Source organism: Pseudomonas sp. JY-Q (genome assembly GCF_001655295.1).
GTDB classification, from domain to species: domain Bacteria; phylum Pseudomonadota; class Gammaproteobacteria; order Pseudomonadales; family Pseudomonadaceae; genus Aquipseudomonas; species Aquipseudomonas alloputida.
Genome location: NZ_CP011525.1, coordinates 5,253,925 through 5,269,521, shown reverse-complemented (window position 1 = coordinate 5,269,521; position 15,597 = coordinate 5,253,925). Strand labels below are relative to the sequence as shown.

The following is a 15,597-nucleotide window of genomic DNA, read 5'->3' as shown; positions in this document are numbered from 1 at the left end:
CAGCTGCCGATACAGCGATCGGTGGCATCGCCTCGCGCGATTTTTCAATCATTCCAAGGCAGGTCGTGTTGATGCTGCAGTACGGGCAAAAGAGCTTTCTGATCGTCGACGACTTTACCGACTTTCGTACGTCGACCCGTTCCATGTTGCGCGAGTTGGGCGTGCGCGACGTGGACACCGCTGACAGCGGCGAGCAGGCGCTGCGCATGTGCGCGCAGAAGCGCTATGACTTCATCCTGCAGGACTTCCATCTGGGTGATGGCAAGAAGAACGGGCAGCAGGTGCTTGAAGACCTGATCATCGACAAGCACATCAGCCATGAGTGCGTGTTCATCATGGTCACTGCCGAGAGCAGTCAGGCGATTGTCCTTAGCGCCATCGAGCACGAGCCCGATGCCTACCTGACCAAACCGTTCAACCGGGTTGGCCTGGCCCAGCGCGTCGAGAAACTGTTCCAGCGCAAGACGTTGCTGAAGCCGATCCTGCAGGCGCTGGACCGCAACCGTCCGGCCGAAGTACTGGCGGCCTGCGCCGAGCTGTGCAAGAAGGATCCGCGCCTGGCGCCCTTGTGCTTGCGCTACCGGGCCGATGCCCTGCGCAACCTCAACCGTTTCGAGGAACTGGAAAAATTCCTCAAGGCCATCCTGGCCAGCCGTCCGCAGCCGTGGGTATATGCCGCGTTGGGCGCACTGATGCACAAGCGTGGTCAGAATGCCCAGGCCCAGGGTGTATACGAGCAGGCGCTCAAGGCGTTCCCGATCATGCCAGGCCTTTACGATGGCATGGCCGAGGTGCTGGTGGCGCAGGGTGATACCCGGCGCGCGCAGAACTTGCTTGAAGAAGCCGTGCGCCTGTCGCCTTTGTCGGTGCGTCGGCAGTCGACGTTGGGCAAGCTGGCGCTGGAGAACGAAGACTTCGAGAGCGCATCGAAGGCGTTCCGCCATGCGGTGAACCAGGGGCAGAGTTCGCGCTACAAGGATGCCGAAAACAACCTTGGCCTGGTGCAGGCGCTGATGAGCAAGAATGCAGGCTTCGGCCTGGACGCCCGCACCCGGGTCGAGATCAACACCACGCTCAGCGAAGTGGCCAAGGAAAACCCCGAGGACCAAGGCCTGCAGGTACGTGCGCGGATGATGAAGGCTGCCAGCCTGCAGCAGGCCGGCGACCCGGAAACGGCCGGCAAGCTGACAGAACAGGCGATTCAGCGCCTGGACAAGATGAACCAGTTCTTCTCTGTCGATTCGGCCCTGACTGTCGCTGCGCAACTGCAGGCGATGGGGCAGGAAGCCGCCGCCATCGGCGTGCTGAAGAACTGCGTGGAAAGTTATGGCGATGACCCCAAGGTCATGGAGAAAGTGGGCAAGCTGACGGATGACCCCAGCGTGCTCAACGCCATTACCGAAGCGGTCACCCTCAATCGGCAGGGTGTGCGCAGTTACCAGGGAGGGCAGCTTGGCGAGGCGTTGCAACTGTTCCGAAAGGCATTGGGTTTACAGCCGAAGAACATCAGCATCGCCCTCAATACCGCCCAGGCGCTGCTGCGCATCGGCGGTGACAACCCTCAGCCTGCGATCATGCAGGAGTGCCGCGACGCCTTGACCAGCGTGGCCGGTATCCCTGCCAGCGACAATCGCTATGACCGTTACCGCAAACTGCACATCCGAGTGTTCGGCGCATGAATCAAGACAATCAGGGGCTGGATTTTTCCACGGTGATCGCCTCCACCGTGCACGACCTCAAAAGTTCGTTGTCGGCGCTGATCCAGTCCCACAGCCAGTGGGTGGAACGCTTGCCCGAGGAACTGCGCGGCGGTGCCGAACAGGGGATCATGGAGCATGAATTTCGTCACCTCAACGGCATGCTGGTGCAGTTGCTGGGCTTGTACAAACTGGGTGTGAACCAGTTGCCGGTATGCCCGGACTACCATGAGCTGGATGATTTCATCGAAGCCCAGTTGGCGGCGCACGAGGAAGTACTCAAGCACAACGACATTCTCGCCACCTGGCGTATCGACACCGACAACCCGCTGGGTTTCTTCGACCGCGAACTGGTGGCCTCGGTGATCTCCAACGTTATCACCAACGCCACCCGCTTTGCCGGGCACGCCTTGCTGATCACCATCGAAGAGGCCGATAACCAGTTGGCCATTTGCGTCAATGATGACGGCCCGGGTTATCCAAAGCACATGCTCGAGCGCCAGGAGGAGTACATCCAGGGCATCGACTCGACCAGCGGCAGCACTGGCCTTGGGTTGTATTTTGCGGCGCGGATCGCAGCGTTGCATGAAAGCGGCGGGGTGCGCGGGCGGATCGAGATCTCCAACGGCGGGGCGCTTGGGGGCGGGTTGTTCAGGTTGTTTTTGCCTTGAGGTATTGGGTGCCTGGGCGATCGAGCGCCGCCCGCGCGGCGCATCGCGAGCAAGCTCGCTCCTACATTTGTTTCGGGCCAGTATTGCCTGCACCCTCGCGCGCGACCGCCTTGTTTGTTCCACGCAATATCGAGGTGGGCACCAAGGTGGCGCGCACCTCCGCCTCAGGAATAACTGGCCCGAAACAAATGTAGGAGCGAGCTTGCTCGCGATGCGCCGCGCGGGCGGCGCTCGAGCTCACAGGCGCCACTTCGCTCAAGACATGAACCTCGTGCACCCACCCCATTTTCCTGTCAGGCTCCCAGCAGAACCCAGCTTCACCTGCGAGAACACCATGACCCAAGCCCCGCCTGCTCTCATCCGCGAAACCTTCCCCGTCGGCCCCTTGCAGTGCAACTGCACGCTGATCGGCGACCCCCTGACCAAGAAAGCCATGGTCGTCGACCCGGGTGGTGATGTGGACAAGATCCTTGCCCGCCTGCAGGTCCACGGCCTGACGCTGGTGAGCATCATCCACACCCATGCGCACTTCGACCACTTCCTCGCGTCAGGCAAGCTCAAGGAGCTGACGGGTGCCACGCTGCACCTGCACAAGGACGACCAGATGCTGTGGGACAACCTTGAGATGCAGTGCCAGATGTTCGGCGTACCTTACACCCCGGTACCGGCACCGGACCGCTGGCTGGGTGATGACGAAGAACTGGCCTGCGGCTGCGGTGTGGCGTTGCACACGCCAGGCCATACCCCGGGCTCGATGAGCTTTTGGTTCGCCGACGCCAAGTTGTTGATTGCCGGTGACACCCTGTTCCGCCGGGGGATTGGCCGCACCGATTTGTGGGGTGGCGACCAGCGGGCAATCGTGCGTTCCATCAAGGAGCGGCTGTACCGGCTGGACGAAGAGGCCATCGTGGTGACCGGCCACGGGCCCGACACCCGTTTGGGCGACGAGATGCGGGAAAACCCATTCGTGCGTGCCTGATGGCACATGAAGGCACTTTCATGGAATTTTTCGTTGCCGATGCGTTCCAAGGCTGGCATAGAACCCTTTGGGATCTGCCGCATTTATGAATTTCAGTAGGAGCTTGTCCATGTTCACCATGCGTCGTCTGATTATCGTCGCAACCGCCGCTGCACTGATGACCGGCTGTGCCGGCCAGAACCCCTACGACAACCAGGGTCAGGCGCAGGGCTCCACAGGGATGAGCAAGACCGCCAAGTACGGCGGCCTGGGGGCGCTGGCCGGTGCCATCGCCGGCGCTGCCATCGACCACAACAACCGTGGCAAGGGTGCACTGATCGGTGCTGCCGCTGTGGGTGCCGCTGCAGCCGGTTATGGCTATTACGCCGACAAGCAGGAAGCCGAGCTGCGCGCGCAAATGGCCAACACAGGTGTGGAAGTGCAGCGTCAGGGTGACCAGATCAAGCTGATCATGCCGGGCAACATCACCTTCGCCACCGACTCGGCCAACATCGCCCCAAGCTTCTACTCGCCGCTGAACAACCTGGCTGGCTCGTTCAAGCAATTCAACCAGAACACCATCGAAGTGGTTGGCTTCACCGACAGCACGGGCAGCCGCCAGCACAACATGGACCTGTCCCAGCGCCGTGCGCAGGCGGTCAGTACCTACCTGACTTCGCAGGGTGTGGATGCCTCGCGTATCTCTGTCCGTGGCATGGGCCCGGACCAGCCGATCGCCAGCAATGCTGACGCCAATGGTCGTGCGCAGAACCGCCGTGTGGAAGTGAACCTGAAGCCGATTCCGGGTCAGCAGTATGAGCAGCAAGGTCAGGTTCAGCAGTATCCCTGATTGACCTTCAGGGCTGCTTTGCGGCTCTGTGGGAGCGGGCAATCCCGCTCCCACAAAGCTTGCAAAGAAGCCTCTGCTTTTAGCGCGCCACGCTGGCCTGAATCGCCGTCAGGGCAATGGTATGCACGATATCGTCAACCTGCGCCCCACGCGGCAAGTCGTTCACCGGTTTGCGCAAACCCTGCAGCATCGGCCCCAGGCTGACCCCGTCGGCACTGCGCTGCACCGCCTTGTGGGTCGTATTGCCGGTATTCAGGTCGGGGAACACGAACACCGTGGCGCGCCCGGCCACCGGGCTCGCCGGCGCCAGCTCTCGTGCGATCGCCGGGTTGGCCGCTGCGTCATACTGCAACGGCCCATCGATCAGTAGCTCCTGGGCCGCGTCCTGTGCCAGGCGTGTCGCTTCGCGCACTTTCTCGACTTCTTCATCGCTGGCCGAATCGCTTGAATAACTGATCATCGCCACCCGTGGCGCGATGCCGAAGGCCTGCGCCGATTCGGCACTCTGCTGGGCAATCTCCGCCAGCTCGGCAGCGCTTGGGTGCGGGTTCATCACGCAGTCGCCGTACACCAGTACCTGCTCGGGGAACAGCATGAAGAACACCGACGAGACCAGGCTCGAGCCGGGTGCGGTCTTGATCAGTTGCAGGGCCGGGCGGATGGTGTTGGCCGTGGAGTGCACCAGGCCCGAGACCAGGCCGTCTACTTCGTCCAGGGCCAGCATCATGGTGCCGATCACCACCGGGTCTTCCAACTGCTGCTCGGCCATCGGTGCGTTGAGGTTCTTGCTTTTGCGCAGCTCGACCATGGGTTCCACGTAGCGCCCGCGAATCAGTTCGGGGTCGAGAATCTCCAGCCCTGGCGGCAACGTGATGCCCTGGGCGCGGGCCACGGCGTCGACGTCTTCGGGTTTGGCCAGCAGCACGCAGCGGGCGATGCCGCGGGCCTGGCAGATGGCTGCGGCCTGCACCAACAGTGGCTCGGCGCCTTCTGGCAGGACGATGCGCTTGTTGGCTTGCTGCGCACGCTGGATCAGCTGGTAGCGGAACACTGCCGGCGACAGGCGCAGTTCGCGCGGCGTGCCGCAGCGTTGGTGCAGCCAGGCCGCGTCGAGGTGGCTGGCGACGAAGTCGGTGATGAACTCGGCACGCTCGCGGTCGTCCACCGGGATTTCGCGGTTCAGCGAGTTGAGCTGGTTGGCGGTGTCGTACGAGCCGGTGCTGACCGAAAGGATCGGCAGGCCGGCCTGCAGTGCACCGCGGCACAGGCCGAGGATGCGCACGTCAGGCTTGCTGTCGCTGGTCAGCAGCAAGCCGGCCAGGGGGACGCCATTGATCGCTGCCAGGCTGACAGCGAGGATGATGTCGTCGCGGTCGCCCGGGGTTACCACCAGGGTACCCGAGGTCAGTAGCGGGACCGTGTTGGCCACCGTGCGTGCACAGATGATGATCTTGCTCATGCGCCGCTGCTCGTAATCGCCGGCATTGAGCACCTGGGCGCCGAGCAGCTCGGCCACATCGCGTGTCCGCGGTGCGTTCAGCTCGGGCTGGTAGGGGATGCAGCCAAGCAGGCGGAAGTCATTGCCACGCAGCAATGGCGAGTGCTCGCGCAGGCGGGTGGCGAAGTCCGCCATGCTCTCGTCGGTACGCACCTTGTTGAGGATCACCCCGAGCACTTTCGGGTCGCGTGGGCCGCCAAACAGTTGGGCCTGCAGTTCGACCCGCCCAGACAGCTCGCTGAGCACTTCGTTTTCCGGGGCCGATACCAGGATTACTTCGGCATCCAGGCTCTTGGCCAGGTGCAGGTTGACCCGTGCTGCGTAGCTGGCGTGGCGGGTGGGCACCATTCCCTCGACCACAACCACGTCATTGCCGACGCAGGCTTGCTGGTAGAGGCGGATGATTTCTTCAAGCAGCTCGTCCAGTTGGCCATCGCCGAGCATGCGCTCGACGTGGGCCAGGCTCAGTGGGACCGGTGGCTTGATGCCGTGGGTGCGGGCGACCAGATCGGTGGAGCGCTCGGGGCCGGTGTCACCCGGGTGGGGCTGGGCGATAGGCTTGAAGAAGCCGACCTTCAGGCCGGCACGCTCCAAGGTGCGCACCAGGCCCAGGCTGATCGAAGTCAGGCCGACACCAAAGTCGGTCGGCGCAATGAAAAATGTCTGCATGCGTGCTTCTCGAAATAAGCGGTGCAAGAAATTAACGGTCAAGGGTAGCGCTATCGGCCCCTTGTGCGCACCAGCCGCAAGCGAAAGGCTGGCCGATGTGCTGCGCACGTTGTGCCGGGTCGAGCACCCAAGGGCGTGCCTGCCACGGCGGCTGGTGGCGCAGGTGCTGGGTATGGCCGCACGAAAGTTCCACCACCCAGTGGCCTTCTTCGTCCTGATGAAAGCCGTTGATCCGACTGATGGGCCGTTGCTCGTCTGCACCACGTTCGCAATCGGACGATGGCAAGGTTACACTTGTCCGCTCTACATTCTTTTGCAAAAGGTCTTGCCCCATGCTGATCGCCGCCAACAAGGCTGTCTCCATCGACTATACCCTGACCAACGACGCCGGGGAGACCATCGACAGCTCCGCCGGTGGCGCGCCGCTGGTTTACCTGCACGGTGCCGGCAACATCATCCCGGGCCTGGAAAAAGCCCTGGAAGGCAAGCAGGCTGGTGACGAGCTGAACGTTTCCATTGAACCTGAAGAGGCCTACGGCGAGTACCTGGCCGAACTGGTCAGCACCCTGAACCGTAGCCTGTTCGAAGGTGTCGACGAGCTGGAAGTGGGCATGCAGTTCCACGCTTCGGCGCCGGACGGCCAGATGCAGATCGTCACCATCCGCGACATCGACGGCGACGACGTCACCGTTGATGGCAACCACCCACTGGCCGGTCAGCGCCTGACCTTCCAGGTCAAGGTTGTGAACGTGCGTGACGCCAGCGACGAAGAAATCGCTCACCGTCACATCCACGGTGAAGGTGGCCATCACCACTGATTTTCTGCGCTAAGCTCAGAAAGTCGCCAGGCGCTCGGGCAAGCCGATTTGCCTTCCTACGGGAGGTGAACGGTTTGGACGAGCGCCTTTTTAGTGGGCGAAATTCGCCTGCACGGCAACCGGGAACCTGAGAGGGGATTTCATCATGAGTGCATTTCACGACCTGAAACTGGAAGCGCTGAACGGCGGAGAGCTGCCCCTCGCACCCTTCAAGGGCCAAGTGGTGCTGGTGGTCAACGTCGCCTCCAAATGTGGCCTGACGCCACAATACAAGGCCCTGGAAAACCTCTACCAGATCTACAAGGACAAGGGCTTCAATGTGCTTGGCCTGCCGTGCAACCAGTTTGCCGGGCAGGAGCCGGGTAGCGAAAAGGAAATCCAGGACTTCTGCAGCCTCAACTACGGGGTCAGCTTCCCGCTGGGGGGCAAGCTGGAGGTCAACGGGCCGCAGCGCCATTCGTTGTACCGCCTGCTGGCAGGCGAGGGGGCCGAGTTCCCCGGTGACATTACCTGGAATTTCGAGAAGTTTCTGGTGGGCAAGGATGGCCGGGTGCTGGCGCGTTTCTCGCCGCGCACGGCGCCGGATGACCCAGCGGTGGTGCAGGCCATCGAGAAAGCCCTGGCCTGAAGAGTGCCTGACGTGATGTTTTGGCACCTGTGAGATCGAGTGCCGCGCGGGTGGCGCTGGATCTCACAGGCGCTGCAAAAATTGCGCAGAACGCCCAGCCGTAGCACCAGGTTGCCGGCATGCGCTGTTCAGATACCCCTCGAACTGTTCGACAATCGCCGGCCAGCCCTGACGGCTGGCATGCTGTCGCGCATTCAGGCGCACCCTGCGCAAGGTCTCCACTTCTTCCAGCAACCAGCACGCTGCATCGACAAACGCTGCCTGGTCCCCCGGCATGGCCAGCGCGCCACTGTGGCCATGGCGAATATGCTGCGCGGCGGCCGCCTCGTCATAAGCAACCACCGCCAACCCTGAGGCCATGGCCTCGAGCACCACATTGCCGAAGGTTTCGGTCAGGCTCGGGAACAGGAACAGGTCGCCGCTGGCATAGTGCTCGGCCAGTCGTTCACCGCGCTGGGCGCCGCAAAACACGGCGTCCGGTATCTCTTGTTCAAGCCTGGCGCGCTGAGGCCCGTCGCCGACCATGATCAGGCGCAGGCGCTTCTGTGGATAGGTCGTGCGTAATGCCTCAAAGCAAGGCCTTAGGAGGCCTAGGTTCTTTTCCGCCGCCAGTCGCCCGACATGCAGTACGGCGATATCCTCCGGGCCTAGCCCCCAGCTTTCGCGCAGGGCCTGGCTGCGCCGGGCTGGATTGAACAGGCAGGCATCGACCCCTCGGGCCAGCAGCTCCAGGCGTTCGAAGCCGCGACGCTCCAGCTCCAGGCGCTGGCTGGCACTCGGCACCAAGGTGATTGCCGTGCGCCGATGGAACCAGCGCAAGTAGTGAGTGAGCAGGCGCGCCAGCAGGCCAAGGCCGTACTGGCCGGAATACTGCGGGAAGTTGGTGTGAAAGCCACTGACCACTGCCACCCCCAGGCGTCGGGCCGCGCGTAGGGCGCTGAGCCCCAGCGGCCCCTCGGTGGCGATGTACAGTACATCCGGGCGCTGCCGGCGCCAGCGGCGCAACAGCTTGTGCATCGACACCTCGCCCCACTGCAAACCCGGGTAGCCCGGCAGCGCCCAGCCACGGCACAGCATCAGGTGCGGGTCGTTGTACGCGTGCCCTTCGCCTGCCTGGCGTGGGCGCACCACCTCGACCTCATGGCCGCGTTGGCGCAACCCTTCACTGAGGCGGCCAAGGGTGTTGGCCACGCCATTGATCTCGGGTGGGAAGGTTTCGCTGACCAAGGTAATGCGTAGGGCGGGTGTATTCATGACAAAAAGTTTCCGCCTGCCGGGTTGCGCTAATGTGACCGCCTTGTGACGTAAAGATGACGCCTGACCGCTGGCACGTTTGCCTTCATGAATATTTCCTCGCACAGCACTCAAGAAGGTGTCCCCGGCAGCCGATGAAGATGCATTCGACTACGTGATGCGCTCCAGGAGAGCGGTGATGTTCAACAACAAGCTCAAGCAAGAAATCCGGCAACTGCGCGAAGACCTGATGTCCATCGAACAGGTCAAGAGTAGTCTCGACAGCGAGATGCTGGTGCTGCAGCTCGACCCTCAGGGACGGATCGAGATGGTCAACGGCAACTTCGAGAGCGAGATGCTCTACCGTGCCGAACAATTGCTTGGACGCAATATCGAGGACATCGTCCCCGCCCACGTAAAGTCGCTGGACTTCTACCAGCGCATGAAAAGTGCGATCAGCCGTGGCGAACACCTGAACGGTGCGTTCCGTCTTCTGCGGGGCAATGGTCAGGAAGCCTGGCTGCGCTCGATCCTGCAGCCGGTGAAGAACAGCGAGGGGCGCATCAAGTACTTCACCCTGCATTCCAGCGACCTGACCCGAACCATTGAGACCTCACGCGAGCACGAAAGCCTGATCAAGGCGTTGATGCGCTCTACTGCGGTGATCGAGTTCGACCTCGACGGCATCATTCTCACTGCCAACGATCGTTTCCTGGCCACCGTCGGCTATCGCCTGGAGCAGATTCGCGGTAAGCACCACCGCATGTTCTGCGAACCGCAGGAGGCCAACTCGGCCGGCTACCAAGCGTTCTGGGACCGGCTGCGCCGTGGCGAATATGTTGCCGAGCGCTTCAAGCGCATCGATGCCCATGGCCGGGTGATCTGGCTGGAGGCCTCGTACAACCCGATCTTCGATGCCCACGATGTGCTGTACAAGGTGGTCAAGTTCGCCACCGTGATCACCGATCAGGTCAACCAGGAGCTGGCAGTGGCCGAGGCGGCAGATGTCGCCTACAACACCTCGCTGGGTACCGATGTCAGTGCTCGCAAGGCCACCGAGGTGGTCACCCAGACTGTCACCGTGATGCGTGGACTGGAGGCTTCGATGCAAGAGGCGGCCGACGGGATCCAGGCGCTGGATACCCAGTCGCGGGTGATCGGTTCGATCATCAAGACCATCAGCGACATTGCCGGGCAGACCAACCTGTTGGCCCTTAACGCGGCCATCGAAGCGGCCCGTGCCGGTGAGCAAGGGCGGGGCTTTGCCGTCGTTGCCGACGAAGTGCGCCAACTGGCCTCCCGCACCAGCACCGCCACCGAAGAAATCGCCCGGGTGGTACAGCAGAACGAACAACTGGCGCAGGCGGCAGTGTCGATCATCGACACCAGCAAGCGCCAGGCCGAACAGGGGCTGGCGCTGGCGGATGAGACGGGCAGCGTGATTGTCGAGATCCAGGACGGGGCGAAGCGGGTAGTGGACGTAGTGGGGCAGTTTTCCAGCCGGTTGAGTCTTTGATATGGCTTGGGGTTTGTAATGGCCATGGGATCGAGCTTCGCCTGCGCGGCGCTCGATCTCAAGAACGATAAAAATTTCCAGCCTTACCCACGGTAACAACTGAGCAGCTGAACTTCGCCGAGCATGCCGGAAACGAAGTCGCATTTTCCTACAACTGACTCAGAAACCTCCGATCCGAATCCATGATGGGATTTCCCCCTGCACACGTTGTCAGGGAGACACCTCATGTACCTGGATTACCTCGTGCCCTCCTGGCACGAGATCGAGTCACGTGTCATCGCCATGGTGGGCTACCCAAGCGGTGGCCAGTTCCGCACCAGCCTCAATGAAGAGGTCGCCTCACTGGGCCTCAACCTGCGCCGGATCGAAGCTGTCCGCACAGCCTTCTACCACGCCGAATGGCAGGCGGCGCACCTGCTACGCCAGCGCTTCGCCGACCTCGACATCAACAGCATCGTCGACGAACTGCTGAGGGTCGTGCAGCAGATGGCGATGATCGTCGTCGGCAGCACCGTTACCGGTGGCCTGCTTGGCGCAGGGGTAGGCGCATTCGCCGGCGGCGCCGGAACCATTCCGTTCGCTGGCGCTGGCGCAGGCGCGGCCATGGGCCTCAAGGTCAGTGGTTGGATCCTTGGCGCGCTGGGGCTGGCTTGCATTGCCGAGTTCTTCATCGAGGGCTTGCCCAGAGAGCGAGAAAAAAGGAGCAAGAATTTATCAAGGAAAGATTGAAAAAGAGCTCAGGAAAACCATGGGCCCATTTGAAGCGCAACGGGTTGCAATAGAAAAAGCCAGAAACCGGATGTCAATTACAGCAGCACTGCACAATCCGGATCTCGTCGCCGGAGGTAGAGACGTCATATCGGACTTTGGGGACCGCCAGGTGAACTCAGTGATAGGCGCCCAATAGAAAACCAGGATACCCAACTTAAAGAAAGCGGCCGAAAGGGTACCCCTGGAGTCCAGAGGCTCAATCCGCATGAATGTCAAATTACATAAGTGCTAAGTGAGACGGTTGAAATGGATAAAGTATTTGCCAATTTGATTGAGAATTTCGGTCCGCCGATTGAGCGCCGGGAAGTACCTGGCTCCACAATCGAAAGATACAGAGACAAGCTTCCTCCCAAGCTCTTGGAATATTGGTCCGAGCATGGGTGGGGGGGCTACGGTGAGGGCATATTCTGGCTAGTCAATCCGCAAGAATATGACTCCGTAGTTTCCTGCTGGATTGCAGGCACGGCACTTGCTTCGCACGACAGCTATCATTTGGTTGCAAGAAGTGCCTTCGGAGACTTGTACCTTTGGGGAGAAAAAACTGGATTTTCATTGGAAATAACAAGCGTTGGGTCTCAGTACATATTTTATCGAACTGAATTCACAAAGGAACAACTAAATACGGAGCTTCAAGGCTTTGTTTTGTCAAGAGAAGTGGAGTCAATGGATTTCAATGGTCTCTTCAATCCCGCCAAGGAAAAACTGGGTAGACTTAAACATGACGAGATGTACGGCTTTTTCCCCGCGCTCATGCTGGGCGGGGCTGACTCCCTGCAACATCTAAAAAAAGTCAGCGCTGTTGAACACTTGATCTTTCTGGCGCAATTGACAGATTTTCAACCTTACTCCTTTTCCGAGCAGCCAGATTAATGCCGCAGTCAACCGCCAGGCTGAGCAAAGGCTGGCGCTTGCCGACGAGACTGGCAGCGTGATTATAGGGATTCAGGACGGGGCGCAGCCGGTGGTGGATGTGGTGGGGCAGTTTTGCAGCCAGTGGGGCAGTGAACCAGGCCAGGCACGCTCTGCTTTTTTGTGGGAGCGGCCTTGTGTCGCGATAGGGCCGCAAAGCGGCCCCAGCAATCTGTGCAGTGGCGCTGAAATCTGGGGCCGCTCTGCGGCCCTATCGCGACACAAGGCCGCTCCCACAGGGGCCTGCGCCATTCATGTCAATCGCACACGGCCCAGGAATCAGCTCCGCTCCCGCACCCAGAACAGCGTAGCCCCGGCCACCGCCGCCGGCATCATCAGAACGTTCACCACAGGAATCATCAGCGCCAGGTAGGTGATGCCGCCAAAGCCCAGGCTTTGCCAGCGCTTCTGCCGCAGCCAGGCGAGCATGTCCTGCCAGCTCATCTTGTTGTTGTCTGCCGGGTAGTCGATGTACTGGATGGCCATCATCCACACGCCGAAGATCAGCCACAGCGGCGCAGCCACCACGTTGACCACCGGGATCAGCGACAGGATGAACAGGCCGATGGCGCGTGGCAGGAAGTAGCCCAGCTTGCGCATTTCGCGGCTGAAGGTGCGCGGTACCATGGCTGCCAGCTCGCCCCAGCTGAAGGCTGGGAAGGTGTCTTCGCCACGCACTACCACCTCGACCTTTTCCGCCAGAAAGCCGTTGAACGGCGCGGCAATGATATTGGCCACCAAGGTGAACGTGAAGAACACCATCAGCACCAGCAAGGCAACGAACAGCGGCCAGAGGATGTAGCTGAGGAAGCTCAACCAGTCAGGCAGCGTGGGCATCAGGGCATCGAGCCACAGGCCGAACTGGTGGCCGGCGAAGTAGATCAGGCCACCGAACAGCAACAGGTTGACTGCCAGCGGCAGCAGCACGAACAACCGCAGGTTCGGGCTCAGCACCAGTTTCAGGCCTTCGCGCAGGTATTGGGGGCCAGAGAGGACAGGGGCTTGCATCTAGATACTCCGCAGAGAAGGAAAACGCGCTGACCTTACCGAGTTTGCCGCGCCGACGAAAGGCACGCAGTGGGCGGGAAACGGGATGTAACAAAAGCGCCCGGAGCGTGTTTATCGATGAAATCGCAGCATAGGCGATGCCTATGAGGTGGATTGTCTAAGGATATTTCCTTAATCTTTGCGACCTCGCTACAGTGCGCTCAACTTTTCGCTTTGCGGGCCTGCGCGTTTTAGCCTTCCCCAAGTGCTGCGTGGGTCCTTTTTAATTTCTTGGCTGGCGCAGCCGGTACACCGATGCCGGCCCTGCGGCCCGCTCGACAGGAGTTCGACATGTCTGAAGTACGTCATTCGCGCGTCATCATTCTCGGTTCCGGCCCTGCCGGTTACAGCGCTGCGGTGTATGCCGCCCGTGCCAACCTCAAGCCGCTGCTGATCACCGGCATGCAGGCGGGTGGCCAGCTGACCACCACCACCGAAGTCGACAACTGGCCGGGCGACCCCCACGGCCTGACCGGCCCGGCTCTGATGCAGCGTATGCAAGAGCACGCCGAGCGTTTTGAAACCGAAATCGTCTTCGACCACATCAACGCTGTCGACCTGGCCAACAAGCCGTTCACCCTGCAGGGTGACAGCGGCAAGTACACCTGTGATGCGCTGATCATCGCCACTGGCGCCAGCGCTCGCTACCTGGGCCTGCCGTCGGAAGAAACCTTCATGGGCAAGGGTGTTTCGGCCTGTGCCACCTGTGACGGTTTCTTCTACCGCAACAAGCCGGTCGCCGTGGTCGGTGGTGGTAACACTGCCGTGGAAGAGGCACTGTACCTGGCCAACATCGCCAGCAAAGTGACCCTGGTACACCGTCGCGAAACCTTCCGCGCCGAGAAGATCCTGGTCGACAAGCTGAACGCCCGTGTGGCCGAAGGCAAGATCGAGCTCAAGCTCAACGCCACCCTGGACGAAGTGCTGGGTGACAACATGGGTGTAACCGGTGCGCGCCTGAAGAACAACGACGGCAGCAGCGACGAAATCAAGGTCGACGGCGTGTTCATCGCCATTGGCCACACCCCGAACACTTCGCTGTTCGAAGGCCAGCTGACCCTGAAAGACGGCTACCTGGTAGTCAACGGCGGCCGCGAAGGCAACGCCACCGCGACCAACGTAGAGGGTGTGTTTGCCGCTGGCGACGTGGCTGACCACGTTTACCGCCAGGCCATCACGTCGGCCGGTGCGGGCTGCATGGCAGCGCTGGATGTCGAGCGCTACCTGGACGGTTTGGCCAACGCCTCGTCCTGATCTGAGAAAAAGGGGTGCAAAGCGCCCCCAATAAAAAACCGGCCAAGCGCCGGTTTTTTATGGTCTGCAATCAGCTCACAGGCTCAGTCGCATCGACAGGTCCACCGCTTTCACATCCTTGGTCATGGCGCCAATCGAGATGTAGTCCACCCCCGTCTCGGCAATCACCCGCAGGGTCGTTTCGTTGACCCCGCCGCTGGCTTCAAGTTTGGCTTTGCCAGCGGTAATGCGCACGGCTTCGCGCATTTCGTCCAGGCTCAGCTCGTCGAGCATGATGATGTCCGCGCCAGCGGCCAGCGCCTGGCGCAGTTCGTCCAGGCTTTCGACCTCGATTTCCACCGGCTTGCCCGGCGCAATGCGGTGTGCTGCGGCCACCGCCTCGGCTACGCCGCCGCTGGCGGCGATGTGGTTTTCCTTGATCAGGAAGGCGTCGTACAGGCCTATGCGGTGGTTGTCGCACCCACCGCAGGTCACTGCGTATTTTTGCGCCAGGCGCAGGCCCGGCAGGGTTTTGCGGGTGTCCAGCAGGCGCACCTGAGTGCCTGCAACCAAGTCGGCGAGGAAGCGCGCACGGGTGGCGACCCCCGACAGCATCTGCAGGAAGTTCAGTGCGCTGCGCTCCCCACTGAGCAGCGAACGGGCCGGGCCTTCCAGGTGGAACAACGGCTGATTGGCAGTGGCCTGCTCACCGTCGGCCACCTGCCAGTGCACAGCAACGCGCGGGTCGAGCTGGCGGAATACGGCATCGACCCAAGCGGTACCGGCGACCACGCAGTTTTCACGGGTGATGATGGTCGCTTTGGCCAGGCGCTCGGCCGGAATCAGTTGCGCGGTGATATCGCCACTGCCGATGTCCTCCAACAGCGCGCGGCGCACGTTGGCTTCAATTTCAGCGGTCAGGTCGGCAAGGCGTAGGTTCGGCATGGTCGGCTCCACAAGCTAGGTGCCCGCGATTATAGGGCAGGGGGCCGGTGTGTACAGCCGCCTTGGCGCTGACCTTTGGTCGGGCGTTGTGAGTAATCGGAGCCGATCAGGGTCATTAGCCAGCCAGCGAAACGGCGCTGGTAGCTATACGGTT

At 61.4% G+C, this 15,597-nt stretch carries 14 protein-coding genes and 2 pseudogenes; 11 read left to right on the top strand and 5 right to left on the bottom strand.

From position 1 onward, the window contains the following. Positions 1-71 precede the first annotated feature (71 nt). From AA098_RS23595 to AA098_RS23575, 4 genes are all read left to right on the top strand, one after another. Positions 72-1,679, top strand: a complete 1,608-nt coding sequence (locus tag AA098_RS23595; protein ID WP_003247330.1) for a tetratricopeptide repeat-containing response regulator — start codon at positions 72-74, stop codon at positions 1,677-1,679. Further along, on the top strand, positions 1,676-2,368 hold the full coding sequence (locus tag AA098_RS23590; RefSeq protein WP_003247329.1) for a sensor histidine kinase KdpD: 693 nt from the start codon (positions 1,676-1,678) through the stop codon (positions 2,366-2,368). The genes AA098_RS23595 and AA098_RS23590 overlap by 4 nt, the downstream gene beginning before the upstream one ends. Positions 2,369-2,702: 334 nt before the next feature. Next, positions 2,703-3,347, top strand: coding sequence for an MBL fold metallo-hydrolase (locus AA098_RS23580; protein ID WP_004575872.1), 645 nt, complete (start codon positions 2,703-2,705; stop codon positions 3,345-3,347). Between the two features lie 109 nt (positions 3,348-3,456). Continuing rightward, the gene (locus AA098_RS23575) at positions 3,457-4,176 is read left to right on the top strand and encodes an OmpA family protein (protein ID WP_003247328.1); all 720 of its coding nucleotides are present in this window, start codon (positions 3,457-3,459) and stop codon (positions 4,174-4,176) included. 79 nt (positions 4,177-4,255) lie between these two features. On the opposite strand, the gene pta is transcribed toward AA098_RS23575, so the two are convergent. Together pta and AA098_RS23565 are read right to left on the bottom strand one after the other, a co-directional pair. Continuing rightward, positions 4,256-6,343, bottom strand: a complete 2,088-nt coding sequence (gene pta, locus AA098_RS23570) for a phosphate acetyltransferase (RefSeq protein ID WP_064615040.1) — start codon at positions 6,341-6,343, stop codon at positions 4,256-4,258. Positions 6,344-6,374: 31 nt separating this feature from the next. Beyond that, a complete protein-coding gene (locus AA098_RS23565; RefSeq protein ID WP_014755346.1) occupies positions 6,375-6,677 on the bottom strand; it encodes a DUF3565 domain-containing protein in 303 nt (100 codons plus the stop codon). Between AA098_RS23565 and AA098_RS23560 the strand changes: the two genes are divergently transcribed. Together AA098_RS23560 and AA098_RS23555 are read left to right on the top strand one after the other, a co-directional pair. Then, positions 6,676-7,161 (top strand): peptidylprolyl isomerase, encoded by a 486-nt coding sequence (locus tag AA098_RS23560; RefSeq protein ID WP_003247325.1) that lies wholly within the window; start codon positions 6,676-6,678, stop codon positions 7,159-7,161. The two genes, AA098_RS23565 and AA098_RS23560, sit on opposite strands and share 2 nt — an antisense overlap. Before the next feature lie 145 nt (positions 7,162-7,306). Further along, positions 7,307-7,789: a glutathione peroxidase gene (locus AA098_RS23555; RefSeq protein ID WP_014589696.1), complete on the top strand. Its 483-nt coding sequence runs from the start codon at positions 7,307-7,309 to the stop codon at positions 7,787-7,789. Between the two features lie 63 nt (positions 7,790-7,852). Here AA098_RS23555 and AA098_RS23550 read toward each other — a convergent pair whose 3' ends face one another. Further along, the gene (locus AA098_RS23550; RefSeq protein ID WP_054889371.1) at positions 7,853-9,043 is read right to left on the bottom strand and encodes a glycosyltransferase family 1 protein; all 1,191 of its coding nucleotides are present in this window, start codon (positions 9,041-9,043) and stop codon (positions 7,853-7,855) included. A 157-nt stretch (positions 9,044-9,200) separates the two neighbouring features. On the opposite strand from AA098_RS23550, the pseudogene AA098_RS30320 reads away from it, so the two are divergent. The 4 genes and pseudogenes from AA098_RS30320 to AA098_RS23535 all read left to right on the top strand — a co-directional run. After that, a pseudogene (locus AA098_RS30320) lies at positions 9,201-9,944 on the top strand (PAS domain-containing protein); the annotation flags it as partial. A gap of 162 nt (positions 9,945-10,106) precedes the next feature. Beyond that, on the top strand, positions 10,107-10,538 hold the full coding sequence (locus AA098_RS30315) for a methyl-accepting chemotaxis protein (protein ID WP_370626866.1): 432 nt from the start codon (positions 10,107-10,109) through the stop codon (positions 10,536-10,538). A 225-nt stretch (positions 10,539-10,763) separates the two neighbouring features. Next, positions 10,764-11,541, top strand: a pseudogene (locus AA098_RS23540) (DUF6861 domain-containing protein). A gap of 14 nt (positions 11,542-11,555) precedes the next feature. Continuing rightward, a complete protein-coding gene (locus AA098_RS23535) occupies positions 11,556-12,179 on the top strand; it encodes a GAD-like domain-containing protein (protein WP_064615039.1) in 624 nt (207 codons plus the stop codon). Between the two features lie 318 nt (positions 12,180-12,497). Here the strand turns inward: AA098_RS23535 and cysZ are convergent, their stop codons facing one another. Next, positions 12,498-13,226 (bottom strand): sulfate transporter CysZ, encoded by a 729-nt coding sequence (cysZ, locus tag AA098_RS23530; RefSeq protein WP_019436949.1) that lies wholly within the window; start codon positions 13,224-13,226, stop codon positions 12,498-12,500. A gap of 330 nt (positions 13,227-13,556) precedes the next feature. On the opposite strand from cysZ, the gene trxB reads away from it, so the two are divergent. Then, on the top strand, positions 13,557-14,519 hold the full coding sequence (gene trxB, locus AA098_RS23525; protein ID WP_004575865.1) for a thioredoxin-disulfide reductase: 963 nt from the start codon (positions 13,557-13,559) through the stop codon (positions 14,517-14,519). 75 nt (positions 14,520-14,594) lie between these two features. Here the strand turns inward: trxB and nadC are convergent, their stop codons facing one another. After that, positions 14,595-15,443, bottom strand: coding sequence for a carboxylating nicotinate-nucleotide diphosphorylase (nadC, locus tag AA098_RS23520; protein ID WP_004575864.1), 849 nt, complete (start codon positions 15,441-15,443; stop codon positions 14,595-14,597). Positions 15,444-15,597 lie beyond the last annotated feature (154 nt).

Coding starts and splice junctions, on each gene's coding strand:
- AA098_RS23550 (WP_054889371.1), bottom strand. CDS start 9,043: ATGAATACACCCGCCCTACGCATTACCTTGGTCAGCGAAACCTTCCCA.
- AA098_RS23590 (WP_003247329.1), top strand. CDS start 1,676: ATGAATCAAGACAATCAGGGGCTGGATTTTTCCACGGTGATCGCCTCC.
- AA098_RS23580 (WP_004575872.1), top strand. CDS start 2,703: ATGACCCAAGCCCCGCCTGCTCTCATCCGCGAAACCTTCCCCGTCGGC.
- cysZ (WP_019436949.1), bottom strand. CDS start 13,226: ATGCAAGCCCCTGTCCTCTCTGGCCCCCAATACCTGCGCGAAGGCCTG.
- AA098_RS23560 (WP_003247325.1), top strand. CDS start 6,676: ATGCTGATCGCCGCCAACAAGGCTGTCTCCATCGACTATACCCTGACC.
- AA098_RS23575 (WP_003247328.1), top strand. CDS start 3,457: ATGTTCACCATGCGTCGTCTGATTATCGTCGCAACCGCCGCTGCACTG.
- nadC (WP_004575864.1), bottom strand. CDS start 15,443: ATGCCGAACCTACGCCTTGCCGACCTGACCGCTGAAATTGAAGCCAAC.
- AA098_RS23565 (WP_014755346.1), bottom strand. CDS start 6,677: ATGGGGCAAGACCTTTTGCAAAAGAATGTAGAGCGGACAAGTGTAACC.
- AA098_RS30315 (WP_370626866.1), top strand. CDS start 10,107: ATGCGTGGACTGGAGGCTTCGATGCAAGAGGCGGCCGACGGGATCCAG.
- trxB (WP_004575865.1), top strand. CDS start 13,557: ATGTCTGAAGTACGTCATTCGCGCGTCATCATTCTCGGTTCCGGCCCT.
- AA098_RS23595 (WP_003247330.1), top strand. CDS start 72: ATGCTGCAGTACGGGCAAAAGAGCTTTCTGATCGTCGACGACTTTACC.
- AA098_RS23535 (WP_064615039.1), top strand. CDS start 11,556: ATGGATAAAGTATTTGCCAATTTGATTGAGAATTTCGGTCCGCCGATT.
- pta (WP_064615040.1), bottom strand. CDS start 6,343: ATGCAGACATTTTTCATTGCGCCGACCGACTTTGGTGTCGGCCTGACT.
- AA098_RS23555 (WP_014589696.1), top strand. CDS start 7,307: ATGAGTGCATTTCACGACCTGAAACTGGAAGCGCTGAACGGCGGAGAG.